14 protein-coding genes and 2 tRNA genes are annotated in these 17,355 nt (G+C 51.8%); 11 read left to right on the forward strand and 5 right to left on the reverse strand.

Going from position 1 to position 17,355, the window contains the following annotated elements; genetic code table 11:
- Positions 1-13 precede the first annotated feature (13 nt).
- Positions 14-1,429, forward strand: coding sequence for a glutamate--tRNA ligase (gene gltX / locus D9738_RS16730; RefSeq protein WP_130260681.1), 1,416 nt, complete (start codon positions 14-16; stop codon positions 1,427-1,429).
- A 52-nt stretch (positions 1,430-1,481) separates the two neighbouring features.
- Here the strand turns inward: gltX and D9738_RS16735 are convergent, their stop codons facing one another.
- Together D9738_RS16735 and D9738_RS16740 are read right to left on the reverse strand one after the other, a co-directional pair.
- Entirely contained in the window at positions 1,482-1,874 is a 393-nt protein-coding gene (locus tag D9738_RS16735; protein ID WP_130216872.1) for a YfeC-like transcriptional regulator, read from the reverse strand.
- Between the two features lies 1 nt (position 1,875).
- Positions 1,876-2,235 carry a YfeC-like transcriptional regulator gene (locus tag D9738_RS16740; protein WP_130207360.1) on the reverse strand — a complete coding sequence of 120 codons (360 nt, stop codon included), beginning with the start codon at positions 2,233-2,235 and terminating at the stop codon, positions 1,876-1,878.
- A 220-nt stretch (positions 2,236-2,455) separates the two neighbouring features.
- On the opposite strand from D9738_RS16740, the gene D9738_RS16745 reads away from it, so the two are divergent.
- The 3 genes from D9738_RS16745 to D9738_RS16760 all read left to right on the forward strand — a co-directional run bounded on the left by D9738_RS16745 (position 2,456) and on the right by D9738_RS16760 (position 5,044).
- Positions 2,456-2,531, forward strand: a tRNA-Ala gene (locus tag D9738_RS16745).
- Positions 2,532-2,570: 39 nt separating this feature from the next.
- A tRNA-Ala gene (locus D9738_RS16750) sits at positions 2,571-2,646 on the forward strand.
- A 208-nt stretch (positions 2,647-2,854) separates the two neighbouring features.
- The gene (locus D9738_RS16760; protein ID WP_130260682.1) at positions 2,855-5,044 is read left to right on the forward strand and encodes a sensor domain-containing phosphodiesterase; all 2,190 of its coding nucleotides are present in this window, start codon (positions 2,855-2,857) and stop codon (positions 5,042-5,044) included.
- A 50-nt stretch (positions 5,045-5,094) separates the two neighbouring features.
- Here the strand turns inward: D9738_RS16760 and nupC are convergent, their stop codons facing one another.
- The gene (nupC, locus tag D9738_RS16765) at positions 5,095-6,297 is read right to left on the reverse strand and encodes a nucleoside permease NupC (RefSeq protein ID WP_064526382.1); all 1,203 of its coding nucleotides are present in this window, start codon (positions 6,295-6,297) and stop codon (positions 5,095-5,097) included.
- 335 nt (positions 6,298-6,632) lie between these two features.
- Here nupC and D9738_RS16770 point away from each other — a divergent pair, with 335 nt between their 5' ends.
- Positions 6,633-7,871 (forward strand): Nramp family divalent metal transporter, encoded by a 1,239-nt coding sequence (locus D9738_RS16770; RefSeq protein ID WP_130216878.1) that lies wholly within the window; start codon positions 6,633-6,635, stop codon positions 7,869-7,871.
- A gap of 142 nt (positions 7,872-8,013) precedes the next feature.
- Here D9738_RS16770 and ypeC read toward each other — a convergent pair whose 3' ends face one another.
- Together ypeC and D9738_RS16780 are read right to left on the reverse strand one after the other, a co-directional pair.
- On the reverse strand, positions 8,014-8,340 hold the full coding sequence (gene ypeC, locus D9738_RS16775; RefSeq protein WP_130207352.1) for a DUF2502 domain-containing protein YpeC: 327 nt from the start codon (positions 8,338-8,340) through the stop codon (positions 8,014-8,016).
- A gap of 114 nt (positions 8,341-8,454) precedes the next feature.
- Positions 8,455-9,711 (reverse strand): ion channel protein, encoded by a 1,257-nt coding sequence (locus D9738_RS16780; RefSeq protein ID WP_130260683.1) that lies wholly within the window; start codon positions 9,709-9,711, stop codon positions 8,455-8,457.
- A gap of 204 nt (positions 9,712-9,915) precedes the next feature.
- Between D9738_RS16780 and glk the strand changes: the two genes are divergently transcribed.
- The 6 genes from glk (at position 9,916) to ptsP (ending at position 17,353) form a co-directional block, all read left to right on the forward strand.
- Positions 9,916-10,881, forward strand: coding sequence for a glucokinase (gene glk, locus D9738_RS16785; protein ID WP_130207348.1), 966 nt, complete (start codon positions 9,916-9,918; stop codon positions 10,879-10,881).
- Positions 10,882-11,099: 218 nt separating this feature from the next.
- Positions 11,100-11,426 (forward strand): PTS fructose transporter subunit IIB, encoded by a 327-nt coding sequence (locus D9738_RS16790; protein WP_130260684.1) that lies wholly within the window; start codon positions 11,100-11,102, stop codon positions 11,424-11,426.
- A 21-nt stretch (positions 11,427-11,447) separates the two neighbouring features.
- Positions 11,448-12,695: a PTS fructose transporter subunit IIC gene (locus tag D9738_RS16795; protein WP_130207346.1), complete on the forward strand. Its 1,248-nt coding sequence runs from the start codon at positions 11,448-11,450 to the stop codon at positions 12,693-12,695.
- Positions 12,696-12,710: 15 nt separating this feature from the next.
- Entirely contained in the window at positions 12,711-13,796 is a 1,086-nt protein-coding gene (gene ypdF / locus D9738_RS16800) for an aminopeptidase (RefSeq protein WP_130207344.1), read from the forward strand.
- On the forward strand, positions 13,796-14,833 hold the full coding sequence (gene ypdE / locus D9738_RS16805) for an aminopeptidase (RefSeq protein ID WP_130260685.1): 1,038 nt from the start codon (positions 13,796-13,798) through the stop codon (positions 14,831-14,833). Before ypdF ends, ypdE begins: the two co-directional genes overlap by 1 nt.
- Positions 14,834-14,857: 24 nt before the next feature.
- On the forward strand, positions 14,858-17,353 hold the full coding sequence (gene ptsP, locus D9738_RS16810) for a phosphoenolpyruvate--protein phosphotransferase (protein WP_130260686.1): 2,496 nt from the start codon (positions 14,858-14,860) through the stop codon (positions 17,351-17,353).
- Positions 17,354-17,355 lie beyond the last annotated feature (2 nt).

Consider the following 17,355-nt stretch of genomic DNA (forward strand, 5'->3'; position numbering starts at 1 on the left):
GTAAGGCCATTTCATGAAAATCAAAACTCGCTTCGCGCCAAGCCCAACAGGCTATCTGCACGTTGGCGGCGCGCGTACTGCTCTTTACTCCTGGCTTTTTGCACGTAACCACGGCGGTGAGTTCGTGCTGCGTATTGAAGACACCGATCTTGAGCGTTCCACGCCGGAAGCTATCGAAGCCATTATGGATGGCATGAACTGGCTGAGTCTGGAGTGGGATGAAGGCCCGTACTTCCAGACCAAACGTTTCGATCGCTATAACGCGGTGATCGATCAGATGCTGGAAGAGGGTACTGCCTATAAATGCTACTGCTCTAAAGAGCGCCTCGAAGCGCTGCGTGAAGAGCAGATGGCAAAAGGCGAGAAGCCGCGTTATGACGGCCGTTGCCGCCACAGCCATGAACATCACGCTGATGATGAACCGTGCGTTGTACGTTTTGCTAACCCGCAGGAAGGTTCCGTTGTTTTTGACGATCAGATCCGTGGTCCGATCGAGTTCAGCAACCAGGAGCTGGATGATCTGATTATCCGCCGTACCGATGGTTCTCCGACCTATAACTTCTGTGTGGTGGTTGACGACTGGGATATGGAAATCACTCACGTCATCCGTGGTGAAGACCATATCAACAACACGCCGCGCCAGATCAACATCCTGAAAGCACTGAAAGCGCCCGTACCGGTTTACGCGCACGTTTCTATGATCAACGGTGATGACGGTAAAAAATTGTCCAAACGTCACGGTGCAGTCAGCGTAATGCAGTACCGCGACGACGGCTATCTGCCAGAAGCACTGTTGAACTATCTGGTGCGTCTGGGCTGGTCCCACGGCGATCAGGAAATCTTCACCCGTGAAGAGATGATCAAGTACTTCACCCTGAATGCCGTCAGCAAATCTGCCAGTGCGTTCAACACTGACAAACTGCTGTGGTTGAACCATCACTATATTAACGCGCTGCCGCCGGAGTATGTGGCTACTCACTTACAGTGGCACATCGAGCAGGAAAATATTGATACCCGTAACGGTCCGCAGCTTGCTGAGCTGGTGAAACTGCTGGGCGAACGCTGCAAAACGCTCAAAGAGATGGCGCAAAGCTGCCGCTATTTCTACGAAGATTTTGCTGAGTTTGATGCCGATGCTGCGAAAAAACATCTGCGTCCGGTAGCGCGTCAGCCGCTGGAAGTAGTGCGCGATAAACTGTCTGCTATCACTGACTGGACGGCGGAAAATGTTCACCACGCAATTCAGGCAACGGCGGATGAGCTGGAAGTGGGCATGGGTAAAGTTGGGATGCCGCTGCGAGCAGCCGTAACCGGTGCAGGGCAGTCCCCGGCACTGGACGTTACCGTTCACGCGATCGGTAAGACACGTAGCATTGAGCGTATCAACAAAGCGCTGGCCTTTATTGCTGAACGCGAAAATCAGCAGTAATTAGCGTATAAAAAGATAAACGGCAGGAGATAATATCCTGCCGTTTTTTTATTTATGCTGATTCGTCAATATCGAGACGGGCGAGGAAATTGCGAATTCCTTCACGTGACAAAAATTGCGCGACTTTTTCCTGCTCAATGTCAGTCATATTATCTATCGCGTTGATAATTTGTCGATACGCCGGGGCGCGTGCTCCAGGAGCGTATTCGGCAATTCTCTCTTCAGCTTCCATCAACATTGGTGTGTTATGGAACGCAGGCGTGTTCTGAATAAACTCGCAAACCTGCGAATCGACCAGAATAAGTCTGGCACGACCTCCTTTCACGCCGGGAAATTTTTCCGTTCTCCAGCCTTTTTCTCTGATCCAACGGTTAACAGTTTGTTTAGCCACACCCAGGCATTCCGCCAGCTCTTCGGTGGTCATTTTATTACGTAATCTTTTCATATTATTTGCTGTCGCGAATCCCTAAGCGTTGTAATAATCCGATAATCCCTTCCCGCAGAAGCAAGGATGTAAACTGTTTTTGTTCAAGAGGCGTCATCTCTTTCGCCAGCGTCACCAGCAGCACTTCAAGAGGCGTATCGGCAGACAGTTCAGGTGCCTCTCTTTGATCGTCCGGACGTTCTGCATTACGAATATATTCACGAACTTGTTTATTGACGTGAATCAGCCGGGCCTTGCCACCCTGGACACCTGGTTTTGGTGATGTCGTCCAGCCTTGCTTGCGTACCCATTTATTAATGGTCTGGCGGCTATAACCGGTCAGCCTGGCAAGTTCATCTGGCGTCATCCTCTCCTTGAACATAACAATTCCCTGAATGATTGCGGGTCTATTAGTGGTTCATTTTATAACACCACTTTACAAGAAACCGTGACAGGAATAACTACTGAATGCGAGCGACTATCCAAAATAGTTCATTTGCCTGATTTTTCAGCGATTGAAACTACGCCTTGCAATTTGCCGTTGACACATTCGGGCGGAATTCATATGATGCCGCCCGTCAACTCGACAAGCTTTACGTGATGGGGCTATAGCTCAGCTGGGAGAGCGCCTGCTTTGCACGCAGGAGGTCTGCGGTTCGATCCCGCATAGCTCCACCAAATTTTGCACCCAGCAAATTTGGTACGTAAACGACTCGTGGGGCTATAGCTCAGCTGGGAGAGCGCTTGCATGGCATGCAAGAGGTCAGCGGTTCGATCCCGCTTAGCTCCACCAAATTTCAAACCCTCGCTGCGAAGCGGGGGTTTTTTGTCTCTGCTTTTTGCCGCTTTTGTAATACAGTCTACCTTCCAGGTTAGTGTTGCCTGTTGGAAACATCATTGGATGAAATATCGGCAACAGGTCGGTCCCTGTTTGCTTCGCGATGCGAATAAACATATTATTTGTGTGCCTTAAAACCCCGATCAGTGAGAGTAGTGTACTCATGTTTGTGGAGCATAACCTGATAAAAAATATCAAGATATTTGCACTAGCGTTTACGCTCACCGTGGTACTTATTCAGCTATCCCGTTTTATCTCGCCACTTGCTGTTATCCATTCCAGCTATATTTTCCTGGCGTGGATGCCACTGTGCGTAATGCTGTCAATCTTGTTTATCTTTGGCTGGCGCGGTGTCGTTCCTGTTTTATGCGGGATGTTTTGCACCAATCTGTGGAACTTTCATCTCTCTTTTTTACAGACCGCGGTCATGCTCGGCAGCCAGACGTTTGTCGTGTTGTGTGCCTGCGCAATATTACGCTGGCAGCTGGGGACGCGTTGGCGTTATGGATTGACCAGCCGATATGTCTGGCAACGTCTGTTCTGGCTTGGTTTGGTGACACCGATCGGCATCAAATGCAGCATGTATCTTGTGGGGAGCTTCTTTGATTTCCCGCTAAAGATATCGACCTTTTTCGGCGATGCGGATGCCATTTTCACGGTCGTTGATTTGCTAAGCCTTTTCACCGCAGTGCTGATTTACAACATGTTTTTTTACTATCTCACCCGCATGATTGTAAGTCCCCACTTTGCACAGATATTGTGGCGTAGGGATATCGCTCCGTCGTTGAGCAAAGAGAAACGCGCATTTACCTTAAGCTGGCTGGCAGCTCTTAGCGTGCTGCTACTTCTGATGTGCACACCGTATGAAAATGACTTTATTGCCGGTTATCTGGTACCTGTTTTCTTTATCATCTTTACCCTCGGTGTCGGTAAGCTTCGCTATCCGTTTTTAAATCTCACTTGGGCTGTTTCAACGCTTTGCCTTCTGAATTACAACCAGAACTTTTTGCAAGGGGTACTAACCGAATATTCGCTGGCATTTATTCTCGCAGTGCTGATTTCCTTTAGCGTTTGCCTGCTCTATATGGTACGCATTTATTATCGTAGCGAATGGCTTAACCGTCGCTGGCATTTGCAGGCACTGACCGATCCGTTAACGCTATTACCCAACTTTCGCGCACTGGAGCAATCGCAGGAGCAAGAGGCTGGTAAGAGTTTTTGCTGTCTGCGCATTGATAATCTTGAGTTTATGAGTCGCCATTACGGGTTAATGATGCGCGTTCATTGTATTCGCTCAATTTACCGTACATTGCTGCCGTTGATGCAGGAAAACGAAAAGTTGTATCAATTGCCGGGGAGCGAATTGCTGTTGGTACTGACCGGGCCGGAAACGGAAGGGCGGTTACAGCATATGGTTAACATTCTCAACAGTCGGCAAATCCACTGGAACAATACCGGGCTGGATATGGGCTATGGTGCTGCCTGGGGACGTTTTGACGGTAATCAGGATACTCTGCAGCCAATGCTGGGGCAGTTAAGCTGGCTGGCGGAGCAATCCTGCGCACATCATCATGTGCTGGCGCTGGACAGCAGAGAGGAGATGGTTTCCGGGCAGACCACTAAACAGGTGCTATTGCTGAATACCATTCGCACGGCGTTAGATCAGGGTGATTTGCTTCTCTACGCCCAGCCAATTCGCAACAAAGAGGGTGAAGGTTATGATGAGATCCTCGCGCGACTGAAGTATGACGGCGGCATTATGACCCCGGATAAGTTTCTGCCCCTTATTGCTCAGTTTAACCTTAGCGCGCGATTCGATTTACAGGTGCTGGAATCCCTGCTGAAGTGGCTGGCAACCCACCCTTGTGACAAGAAAGGCCCGCGCTTTTCAGTCAATTTAATGCCGCTCACTCTGCTGCAAAAGAATATCGCCGGGCGAATTATTCGTCTGTTTAAACGTTACCGTGTCTCCCCGGAGGCTGTGATTATTGAGATCACCGAGGAGCAGGCGTTTTCTAACGCAGAAAGCAGTATGTACAATATCGAACAACTGCATAAGTTTGGCTTCCGTATTGCGATTGATGACTTTGGCACAGGCTATGCCAACTACGAACGGTTAAAACGTTTGCAGGCTGATATCATCAAGATTGATGGCGTCTTCGTTAAGGATATCGTCACTAATACACTGGATGCGATGATAGTGAGATCAATTACCGATCTGGCGAAAGCGAAGTCATTGAGTGTGGTCGCGGAGTTTGTCGAGACGCAACAGCAGCAGGCGCTATTGCATAAGCTCGGGGTGCAATATCTGCAAGGGTATTTAATTGGTCGCCCGCAACCATTAGTTGATTAACAGGCGTAAAAAAGCCGGGGAATTATCCCCGGTTTTTTTAATGGATTCGCTTACAGTACCAGTGCTGCGATTGACGCAGACAGCACACTCACCAGCGTAGAGCCGTAAACCAGTTTCAGACCGAAGCGAGAAACCACGTTACCTTGCTCTTCGTTCAGGCCTTTAACGGCACCTGCGATAATCCCGATAGAAGAGAAGTTAGCGAAGGATACCAGGAACACAGAGAGGATACCTTCAGCACGCGGAGAGAGCGTGGACGCAATTTTCTGCAGATCCATCATCGCAACGAACTCGTTGGAAACCAGTTTGGTCGCCATGATGCTGCCTACTTGCAGTGCTTCACTGGAAGGGACACCCATCACCCATGCAATCGGATAGAAGATGTAGCCCAGAATGCCCTGGAAGGAGATGCTGTAGCCAAACCAGCCAGTCACGGTAGCAAACAGAGCGTTCAGTGCAGCGATCAGGGCGATAAAGCCGATCAGCATTGCGGCAACGATAATGGCCACTTTGAAGCCTGCCAGAATGTATTCGCCCAGCATTTCGAAGAAGCTCTGGCCTTCGTGCAGGTCGGACATCTGAATGTTTTCTTCGCTGGCATCAACACGGTAAGGGTTGATCAGCGACAGCACGATAAAGGTGCTGAACATGTTCAGTACCAGCGCAGCAACTACGTATTTCGGTTCCAGCATCGTCATGTATGCACCAACGATGGACATAGAAACGGTGGACATCGCCGTGGCTGCCATGGTGTACATACGATTACGGGAGATTTTGCCGAGGATATCTTTATAGGCGATAAAGTTCTCGGACTGACCCAGAATCAGGGAGCTGACGGCGTTAAAGGATTCCAGTTTGCCCATGCCGTTGACTTTGGAGAGCAGGAAACCAATTGCACGGATAATCACCGGCAATACGCGAATGTGCTGGAGAATACCGATCAGCGCAGAGATAAAGACGATTGGGCATAGCACTTTCAGGAAGAAGAATGCCAGGCCTTGATCATTCATGCTACCAAAGACGAAGTTAGTCCCTTCGTTGGCAAATCCGAGCAGTTTTTCGAACATTTCGGAGAAGCCTTTCACGAAGCCCAGACCAACGTCGGAGTTCAGGAAGAACCACGCCAGTAACACTTCGATAACAAGCAGTTGAATAACATAACGGATACGAATTTTTTTGCGGTCGCTGCTTACCAGCAGTGCGAGAATCGCAACAACGGCAAGTGCCAGTACAAAATGAAGGACGCGGTCCATATTTGCTCCAAATATGAGGCAGGTTAAATTTCCGTGCACATTCTATGTAACATGGGTAAGGAAAACGAGATCTGACACACACTATAATGACGTCCTGTGACAAGCTTCAAAAATAGTGACCTGTCATACATATTTGCTATGTTGTGTATGGAAGCTGAAAGTTATGTAAATGTGCTAACATTAAACATAATTATAACATTCAAATCATCAATCTTTTCGTAGTCATAATCCTGGTCTATCAGAGAAATCACCACAATCCATTTAAATGAATTTGATAATCATTCTCGTTTAGTATAGCATGAAACATAGCAAAGGCTATGTTTTAGAGGCACAAGATGACGAACTATCGCGTTGAGAGTAGCAGCGGTCGGGCAGCGCGCAAGATGAGGCTCGCATTAATGGGACCTGCGTTCATTGCGGCAATTGGTTATATCGATCCCGGTAACTTTGCGACCAATATTCAGGCGGGCGCCAGCTTCGGCTATCAACTGCTGTGGGTGGTCGTCTGGGCCAACCTGATGGCAATGCTGATTCAGATCCTCTCGGCCAAACTCGGGATTGCCACTGGTAAAAATTTGGCGGAGCAAATTCGCGATCACTATCCACGTCCGGTAGTCTGGTTCTATTGGGTCCAGGCGGAAATTATTGCGATGGCGACCGATCTGGCGGAATTTATTGGTGCGGCGATCGGTTTCAAACTCATTCTTGGTGTTTCTTTATTGCAGGGGGCGGTGCTGACAGGTATCGCCACTTTCCTGATTTTAATGCTGCAACGTCGCGGGCAAAAACCGCTGGAGAAAGTGATTGGTGGGCTTCTGTTGTTTGTCGCGGCGGCCTACATTGTTGAGCTGATTTTTTCCCAACCGAATCTGGTGCAGTTGAGCAAAGGTATGGCGATACCGAGTTTACCGACCTCGGAAGCGGTCTTCCTGGCGGCTGGCGTGTTAGGGGCGACGATTATGCCGCATGTGATTTATCTTCACTCTTCGCTTACCCAGCATCTACACGGTGGTTCACGCCAACAACGTTACTCTGCGACTAAATGGGATGTGGCGATTGCCATGACCATCGCTGGCTTTGTCAATCTGGCAATGATGGCAACGGCTGCCGCAGCGTTTCATTTTTCTGGTCATACTGGTGTTGCCGATCTTGATGAGGCTTACCTTACGCTGCAACCGCTGTTAAGCAATGCTGCGGCAACGGTTTTTGGTTTAAGTCTGGTGGCGGCGGGGCTTTCGTCAACGGTAGTGGGTACGTTGGCAGGGCAGGTGGTGATGCAGGGGTTCATTCGCTTTCATATTCCGCTGTGGGTACGCCGTACGGTAACCATGCTGCCGTCATTTATTGTCATCCTGATGGGATTGGATCCGACACGGATTTTGGTTATGAGTCAGGTGCTGCTCAGTTTTGGTATTGCTCTGGCGCTGGTGCCGCTGCTGATTTTCACCAGTGACAGCAAGTTGATGGGCGATCTGGTGAATAGCAAATGGGTTAAACAAATCGGCTGGATGATTGTGGTGCTGGTGGTAACGCTGAATATCTGGTTGTTGGTGGGAACGGCATTGGGGCTGTAGTTGAATGAGCGTCGCATCAGGCACCACTGGCGGATGCGGCGTAAACGCCTTATCCGCCCTACGCGTTAAATGAAGTGGGTTTGTAGGCCTGATAAGACGCGCAAGCGCCGCATCAGGCATTGTGCTCCATTAGCGAATGTGTTTAATGACGATGCCCATGTCCACGGCCTTTTCCGCGATGATCATCACGGTCGCTCCAGCCTTCGCGATAGCCACGCTCATACGCTTTACGCTTATCCCAACCACGGTGATAGCCATTATCATGACGCCACCAGCGGTTTTTACGCCATTCATAATTACGGTGCCAGTAGTCACGATCGCGCCAGTGGCCACCGTCCCAGTAGTTACCATAATTATCGCGATCGCCAATTTGTAATTTAATTGATGGCAGCAAGGTAATTTCACCTGCGTTTGCTGCAAGCGGGATAAATGCCATCAGGGCGGCCGCCAGAAACAGTGACCTGAACATTGTTATTCTCCTTCACGATCGAAGCCGTCAGCGGCCTGTTAACTCAATATTACGGGGAGGTAAAGCCCCGTTTCATCGCCATAACTCTTAAATCATAAGGGAGAGCATTTTTTGCTAAAGGTTATCGTGGGGTGGCTGTTGTTTTGGACGATTCACCATCATCATCGGTTTACCTGCCAGTAATAACCATGCCGGAAGCATGACGATACACAGTAGTGGTAACAATGTGGAATCAGGTACAACGACCGCCGCCATAAACAAACTTAGCCAGCCATCGCGCGTTACCACCAGTACGAGGCCGAGAATCGCGCAGGAGACGGTAATGGCCGCTGGAACGGCGGGAACGTGCGCATGCAGCATCAACCCTAACGCTACGCCGACAAATACCGCCGGGAAGATTCGCCCGCCGCGAAACCCGCTGGCGGTGGCAATGACCAGGGCGGCAAGTTTGATTACCGCCAGCAATAAGTAATCGCTGGTGCTGAAAGCCTGATTTGTCACCATCTGCTGCATCTCGTCCAGTCCTTTAAATAGCGAAACAGGCCCACCAATAACACCCAGAATACCGAGAATAAAGCCGCCAACCCCCAGCATGAGGACCGGATTTTTAATCTGATGCATCATCGCGTGCACCCGTGGGAAACACCACACTGCAACCATACCTGCCGCAATGGCGATCGCCGTCACAATTGCACCGCTGATGATGTCTGCTAACTGCATCTGTCCGTAATGAGCAATGGGCAGCGAAAAATGAGGATGGATAAACAATCCGGTGGTTAGTGCGCCAGCCGCCGCTGCCATTAACGGCGCAAAGAGACGATCCCAAAGTGGAACGTCGTGGCTGCCATTTAAGGTTTGCGAAAATATCAACGCCGCTGCAACAGGTGTGCCAAACAGTGCGCCGATGGTGCCCGCAGAGGCTAAAATAGTCCACTCCATCCGGTTCACTCGTGGTAACAGACGCGCGCCAATCGCTACCGCGAGGGCGATATTGACGGTCATAATGGGATGTTCCGGCCCAAGACTGACGCCGCCAGCAAGACCGAGAACTAATGCTACGATCAGTCCTGGTAGCGCAGAGGGAGGGCCTGGCGCGCCAATCAGCGCTTCACAGGCAGGATCCGGCCCGGCATGACCCCGGCTGAAACGGATGACTAGCCCAACAGCAGCCCCTGTCAGCGTTAAAATTCCGATGATCCAGAGCGGTGAATCCTGGGCTATCCCCAGACTTCCCGGCAGTCGTTGCCAGAGCAGATTCTGTAATACCGAGGCGATTTTCATTACCACCATCAGAATAAGACTGGACGCAATCCCAATTGCCAGAGCGGGGAGCGATAATAACAACATGGTTCTGGCTCGCGGATGGAGCATGTTCTATTCCTTTATGCGGGTTCAGATATTTAGTTTGCCCAGCTTGCACAAAGACATCGCTGCAATTGATGCTGAAACGATAAAGTAAATGTGTGACCCAGATCGATATTTACAGGGAGCCTGCCTTTTCGGCGTTGTTGTTATGCCCCCACGTATTTACAGTGTGAGAAAGAAGTATTTTGACTTTAGCGGAGCAGTTGAAGAATGACAAAGTATGCATTAGTCGGTGATGTGGGCGGTACTAACGCACGTCTTGCTCTGTGTGATATTGCCAGTGGTGAAATCTCGCAGGCTAAAACCTATTCAGGGCTTGATTATCCCAGCCTGGAAGCGGTCATTCGCGTTTATCTTGAAGAGAATAAAGTCGAGGTGAAAGATGGCTGCATCGCCATTGCTTGCCCAATTACTGGTGACTGGGTGGCAATGACCAACCACACCTGGGCGTTTTCGATTGCCGAAATGAAAAAGAATCTCGGTTTTAGCCACCTGGAGATTATTAACGATTTTACGGCGGTTTCGATGGCGATCCCGATGCTGAAAAAAGAGCATCTGATCCAGTTTGGCGGCGCAGAACCGGTTGAAGGTAAACCTGTCGCGGTGTACGGTGCCGGGACAGGGCTTGGGGTCGCACATCTGGTCCATGTCGATAAACGCTGGGTAAGCCTGCCTGGTGAAGGCGGTCACGTTGATTTTGCGCCAAACAGTGAAGAAGAAGCCATTATCCTTGAAATACTGCGCGCGGAAATTGGCCATGTCTCGGCTGAACGCGTGCTCTCTGGCCCTGGTCTGGTAAATCTTTATCGCGCGATTGTGAAAGCGGACAACCGCCTGCCGGAAAATCTCAAGCCAAAAGATATTACCGAACGCGCGCTGGCCGACAGTTGCACCGATTGCCGTCGTGCGTTGTCACTGTTTTGCGTCATTATGGGGCGTTTTGGCGGTAATCTGGCGCTCAATCTCGGAACATTTGGCGGCGTCTATATTGCGGGCGGTATCGTTCCGCGTTTCCTTGAGTTCTTCAAAGCCTCCGGTTTCCGTGCCGCTTTTGAAGACAAAGGGCGCTTTAAAGATTATGTTCATGATATTCCGGTCTATTTAATTGTGCACGATAACCCTGGGCTTCTCGGTTCCGGTGCACATTTACGCCAGACCTTAGGCCACATTCTGTAAATCCTTCCTGTCATATCGGGAGGTGACTCTCCCGATAATCTTTTAAATCAATCAGTTAATTCAATTTTTCTTTGTGTCTCTTCACAAGGCCGACCTGCGTCACACTTCCGCACTACGGGATTAATTCTCCAGTAAATGCATTATTTGTCTGGTAACGGCTATTTGTTTTGCACGTTCATAATTTCATTCGTCAACTATAAACGAACGAGGAAATAACGATGAGTAAGAAACTGATTGCCTTATGTGCCTGCCCAATGGGGCTGGCTCACACCTTTATGGCCGCCCAGGCTCTGGAAGAAGCGGCGGTGGAAGCCGGCTATGAAGTGAAAATTGAAACTCAGGGCGCGGATGGCATCCAGAACCGCCTGACGGCGCAGGATATCGCCGAAGCGACCATCATCATTCATTCCGTGGCAGTAACACCAGAAGATAACGAACGTTTCGAATCACGCGACGTTTATGAAATCACTTTGCAGGACGCAATTAAAAACGCTGCGGACATCATCAAAGAAATCGAAGAGATGATTGCCGCTGAACAACAGTAATATTCGACAGGGATAATTGTTATGGCCATTAAAAAACGCAGTGCAACCGTTGTGCCTGGCGCATCCGGTGCGGCAGCGGCAGTTAAGAATCCGCAGGCCTCTAAAACCAGCTTCTGGGGTGAACTCCCGCAGCATGTGATGTCAGGGATTTCACGCATGGTGCCGACCTTAATTATGGGCGGTGTGATCCTCGCTTTCAGCCAGCTGATTGCCTATAGCTGGCTTAAAATTCCCGCAGACATCGGCATTATGGATGCTCTTAATAGTGGGAAATTTTCCGGTTTCGACCTCTCCTTACTGAAATTTGCCTGGCTGTCGCAGTCCTTTGGCGGCGTGCTGTTTGGCTTTGCCATTCCGATGTTTGCCGCTTTTGTGGCGAATTCTATTGGCGGCAAACTGGCGTTCCCGGCTGGGTTTATCGGCGGGTTGATGTCTACCCAGCCCACGCAACTGCTGAACTTCGATCCCAGCACTATGCAGTGGACGACCTCTTCACCAGTCCCGTCTACCTTCATTGGTGCGCTGATTATTTCTATCGTCGCGGGTTACCTCGTGAAATGGATGAACCAGAAAATCCAGTTACCGGATTTCCTGTTAGCGTTCAAAACCACATTTTTGCTACCGATTCTTTCCGCCATTTTTGTCATGCTGGCGATGTACTACGTGATCACGCCGTTTGGTGGCTGGATCAACGGCGGTATCCGTACCGTGCTGACCGCTGCTGGTGAGAAGGGCGCGCTGATGTACGCAATGGGCATTGCTGCGGCGACCGCAATCGACTTGGGTGGTCCAATCAACAAAGCAGCTGGTTTCGTCGCCTTCAGCTTTACCACTGACCATGTATTACCAGTCACCGCACGTTCTATCGCTATTGTTATTCCGCCGATTGGTCTGGGTCTGGCGACCATTATCGATCGTCGCTTAACTGGCAAACGCCTGTTTAACGCCCAGCTTTATCCGCAGGGTAAAACCGCGATGTTCCTGGCGTTTATGGGGATCAGTGAAGGTGCGATTCCGTTTGCGCTGGAAAGCCCCATTACTGCCATTCCGTCCTATATGGTTGGCGCGATTGTCGGTTCCACTGCTGCTGTCTGGCTGGGCGCAGTGCAATGGTTCCCGGAATCCGCTATCTGGGCGTGGCCGCTGGTCACTAATCTGGGCGTCTATATGGCGGGGATCGCGCTGGGAGCAATCATTACTGCGCTGATGGTGGTGTTCCTGCGTCTGATGATGTTCCGCAAAGGCAAATTGTTAATCGATAGCCTGTAAGAAGGAAAAATCCAGATGACATTACTCGCTTCGCTGCGCGACTGGCTTAAGGCGCAACAACTGGATGCGGTGCTCCTTTCCTCACGGCAGAACAAACAGCCGCATCTGGGGATCTCCACCGGATCAGGTTATGTGGTGATTAGCCGTGAAAGTGCGCACATTCTGGTGGACTCGCGCTATTACGCGGATGTAGAAGCCCGCACGCAAGGTTACCAGCTGCATTTGCTCGACGCGATGCACACGCTTGCCACCATCGTCAGGCAAATCATTGCCGATGAGCAGTTGCAAACGCTCGGTTTTGAAGGCCAGCAGGTGAGTTGGGAAACCGCGCACCGCTGGCAGTCTGAACTCAATGCGAAACTGGTAAGCGCCACGCCGGATGTGCTGCGGCAAATCAAAACGCCAGAGGAGGTGGAGAAAATCCGCCTCGCCTGTGGGATTGCCGATCGTGGCGCAGAGCATATTCGCCGCTTTATTCAGGCGGGGATGAGCGAATGCGAGATAGCCGCTGAACTGGAGTGGTTTATGCGCCAGCAGGGCGCAGAAAAAGCCTCTTTTGACACCATTGTCGCCAGCGGCTGGCGTGGGGCGCTGCCGCACGGTAAAGCCAGCGACAAGATTGTTGCAGCAGGCGAGTTTGTCACTCTCGATTTCGGTGCGCTGTATCAGGGGTACTGCTCTGATATGACGCGCACCTTGCTGGTGAATGGCGAAGGGGTGAGCGCCGAATCTCACCCGCTGTTTAACGTCTACCAGATTGTCCTGCAGGCACAGCTAGCGGCAATCTCCGCGATTCGCCCCGGCGTGCGCTGCCAACAGGTTGACGATGCCGCGCGCCGGGTGATTACAGAAGCCGGTTATGGCGACTATTTCGGTCATAACACCGGTCATGCTATCGGCATTGAAGTGCACGAAGATCCGCGTTTTTCACCGCGGGACACCACGACGCTACAACCAGGCATGTTACTGACCGTGGAGCCGGGGATTTATTTGCCAGGGCAAGGGGGCGTGCGCATCGAAGATGTTGTGCTGGTCACCCCGCAAGGCGCAGAAGTGCTCTACGCCATGCCGAAAACAGTGTTGCTCACGGGAGAGGCATAATGGATTTATCGCTATTAAAAGCATTGAGCGAGGCAGATGCGATCGCCTCCTCGGAACAGGAAGTGCGGCAGATCCTGCTGGATGAAGCGGATCGCCTGCAAAAAGAAGTGCGATTTGACGGCCTGGGCTCGGTGCTGATCCGCCTCAATGAATCGACAGGTCCGAAGGTGATGATCTGTGCGCATATGGACGAAGTGGGATTTATGGTGCGCAGCATCTCCCGCGAAGGGGCGATTGATGTGCTGCCAGTTGGCAATGTGCGCATGGCTGCCCGCCAGTTGCAGGCGGTGCGCATCACCACCCGTGAAGAGTGCAAAATTCCCGGCCTGCTTGATGGCGAGCGGCAGGGGAATGACGTTAGCGCCATGCGCGTGGATATTGGCGCGCGCTCGTATGACGAAGTGATGCAGGCGGGAATTCGTCCAGGCGATCGCGTCACGTTTGATACTACTTTTCAGGTTCTCCCTCACCAGCGGGTGATGGGGAAAGCCTTTGATGATCGCCTCGGTTGCTACCTGCTGGTGACTTTGCTGCGCGAGCTGCACGACGCTGAACTGCCTGCGGAAGTGTGGCTGGTGGCAAGTTCCAGCGAAGAAGTGGGCTTACGCGGCGGGCAAACCGCCACGCGTGCGGTGTCGCCGGATGTCGCCATTGTGCTTGATACCGCCTGCTGGGCGAAAAACTTTGATTATGGCGCAGCTAACCATCGCCAGATTGGTCACGGACCGATGCTGGTGTTAAGCGATAAGTCACTGATTGCGCCGCCAAAACTTACCGCCTGGATCGAAACTGTGGCGGCAGAAATTGGCGTGCCGTTACAGGCGGATATGTTCAGTAACGGCGGCACGGACGGTGGAGCGGTGCACTTAACCGGTACTGGCATACCAACAGTGGTGATGGGGCCAGCAACCCGCCATGGACATTGCGCCGCATCGATTGTCGACTGCCGCGACATTTTGCAGATGCAGCAGCTTTTATCTGCCCTTATTCAACGTCTTACCCGTGAGACGGTTGTTCAACTGACGGATTTCAGATGATCTCCTGATTAACCCGGAGCGGTTATGCTAACGATTCAATTTCTCTGTCCTTTGCCTAACGGTCTTCATGCCCGTCCGGCGTGGGAACTTAAAGAACAGTGCAGCCAGTGGCAAAGTGAAGTGACTTTCATTAACCATCGCCAAAACGCGAAGGCGGATGCCAAAAGTTCGCTGGCGCTGATTGGCACCGGCACATTATTTAATGACAGTTGCAGCCTGAACATTAGCGGCAGCGATGAAGAGCAGGCGCGGCGCGTGCTGGAAGAGTACATCCAGGTGCGCTTTATCGACAGCGACAGCGTCCAGCCGACGCAGGCAGAACTGACGGCGCACCCGCTGCCGCGTTCATTAAGCCGCCTGAACCCTGATTTACTGTACGGCAATGTGCTGGCAAGCGGCGTCGGCGTGGGTACGCTGACCCTGTTACAGAGCAACAGCCTCGACAGTTATCGGGCAATCCCGGCCAGTGCGCAAGACTCCACCTGGCTGGAACACAGCCTGGCAACGCTTGCCGAGCAACTGAACCAGCAGTTGCGCGAGCGTGACGGCGAAAGCAAAACCATCCTCAGCGCCCATTTGTCGCTGATTCAGGATGATGAATTTGCAGGGAATATCCGTCGCCTGATGGCAGAACAGCATCAGGGGCTGGGAGCGGCGATCATCAGCAATATGGAGCAGGTTTGCGCCAAACTTTCTGCCTCTGCCAGCGATTATCTGCGCGAGCGGGTCAGCGACATTCGTGATATCAGCGAACAGTTGCTGCATATTACCTGGCCGGAACTGAAGCCGCGTAATAATCTGGTGCTCGAAAAACCGACCATTCTGGTGGCCGAGGATTTAACCCCTAGCCAGTTTTTGAGCCTCGATTTAAAAAATCTTGCAGGCATGATTCTGGAGAAAACTGGGCGCACCTCGCATACCCTGATTCTGGCCCGCGCCTCGGCGATCCCGGTACTGAGCGGCCTGCCGCTGGATGCGATTGCCCGTTATGCCGGGCAACCTGCAGTGCTTGACGCCCAGTGCGGCGTGCTGGCGATTAACCCGAATGACGCGGTGAGCGGTTATTATCAGGTCGCGCAGACGCTGGCGGATAAACGCCAAAAACAACAGGCGCAGGCTGCCGCGCAGCGGGCTTATTCCCGTGATAACAAGCGTATTGATATCGCGGCGAATATTGGCACCGCTCTGGAAGCGCCTGGCGCGTTTGCCAACGGCGCGGAAGGCGTCGGGCTGTTTCGTACCGAAATGCTCTATATGGATCGCGACAGCGCGCCGGACGAGCAGGAGCAATTTGAAGCCTACCAGCAGGTGCTACTGGCAGCGGGCGACAAGCCGATTATCTTCCGCACAATGGACATCGGCGGCGATAAAAGCATTCCTTATCTGAATATTCCCCAGGAAGAGAACCCGTTCCTCGGCTATCGCGCGGTACGTATTTACCCGGAATTTGCTGGCCTGTTCCGCACTCAACTGCGGGCCATTTTGCGCGCCGCCAGTTTCGGCAACGCCCAGTTGATGATCCCGATGGTCCACAGCCTCGATCAGATCTTATGGGTGAAGGGCGAGATCCAAAAAGCGATCGTTGAGCTTAAGCGCGATGGCCTGCGTCATGCAGAGACGATTACGCTGGGTATCATGGTGGAAGTGCCGTCGGTGTGCTACATCATCGATCACTTCTGCGATGAGGTCGATTTCTTCAGTATCGGCTCCAACGATATGACCCAGTATCTGTATGCGGTCGATCGTAATAACCCGCGCGTATCGCCGCTGTATAACCCGATTACGCCATCGTTCCTGCGCATGTTGCAGCAGATTGTTACCACTGCGCATCAGCGGGGCAAATGGGTAGGCATTTGCGGTGAACTGGGCGGTGAAAGCCGTTATCTGCCGCTACTGCTTGGGCTGGGCCTGGATGAGCTGAGTATGAGTAGCCCGCGCATTCCGGCGGTGAAAAGCCAGCTTCGTCAACTGGATAGCGAGGCGTGTCGGGAACTGGCACGTCAGGCGTGTGAATGTCGCAGCGCGCAGGAAATTGAAGCGTTACTCACCGCCTTTACGCCGGAAGAAGACGTTCGCCCATTGTTGGCGCTGGAGAATATCTTCGTTGATCAGGCCTTTAGCAATAAAGAGCAGGCGATCCAGTTCCTGTGCGGTAACCTCGGCGTTAACGGGCGCACTGAACATCCGTTCGAGCTGGAAGAGGATGTCTGGCAGCGGGAAGAGATTGTCACCACCGGCGTTGGTTTTGGCGTGGCGATCCCGCACACCAAATCTCAGTGGATCCGTCATTCCAGTATCAGCATTGCCCGGCTGGTGAAGCCGGTTGACTGGCAGTCAGAGATGGGCGAAGTCGAACTGGTAATCATGCTGACGCTGGGCGCTAACGAAGGGATGAATCATGTGAAAGTCTTCTCGCAGCTGGCGCGTAAACTGGTGAATAAAAACTTCCGCCAGTCGTTGTTTGCCGCGCAAGATGCACAAAGTATCCTGACGCTGCTGGAAACAGAATTAACCTTCTGACG

It is taken from the genome of Escherichia sp. E10V5 (assembly GCF_004212315.1).
Classification (GTDB): Bacteria; Pseudomonadota; Gammaproteobacteria; order Enterobacterales; family Enterobacteriaceae; genus Escherichia.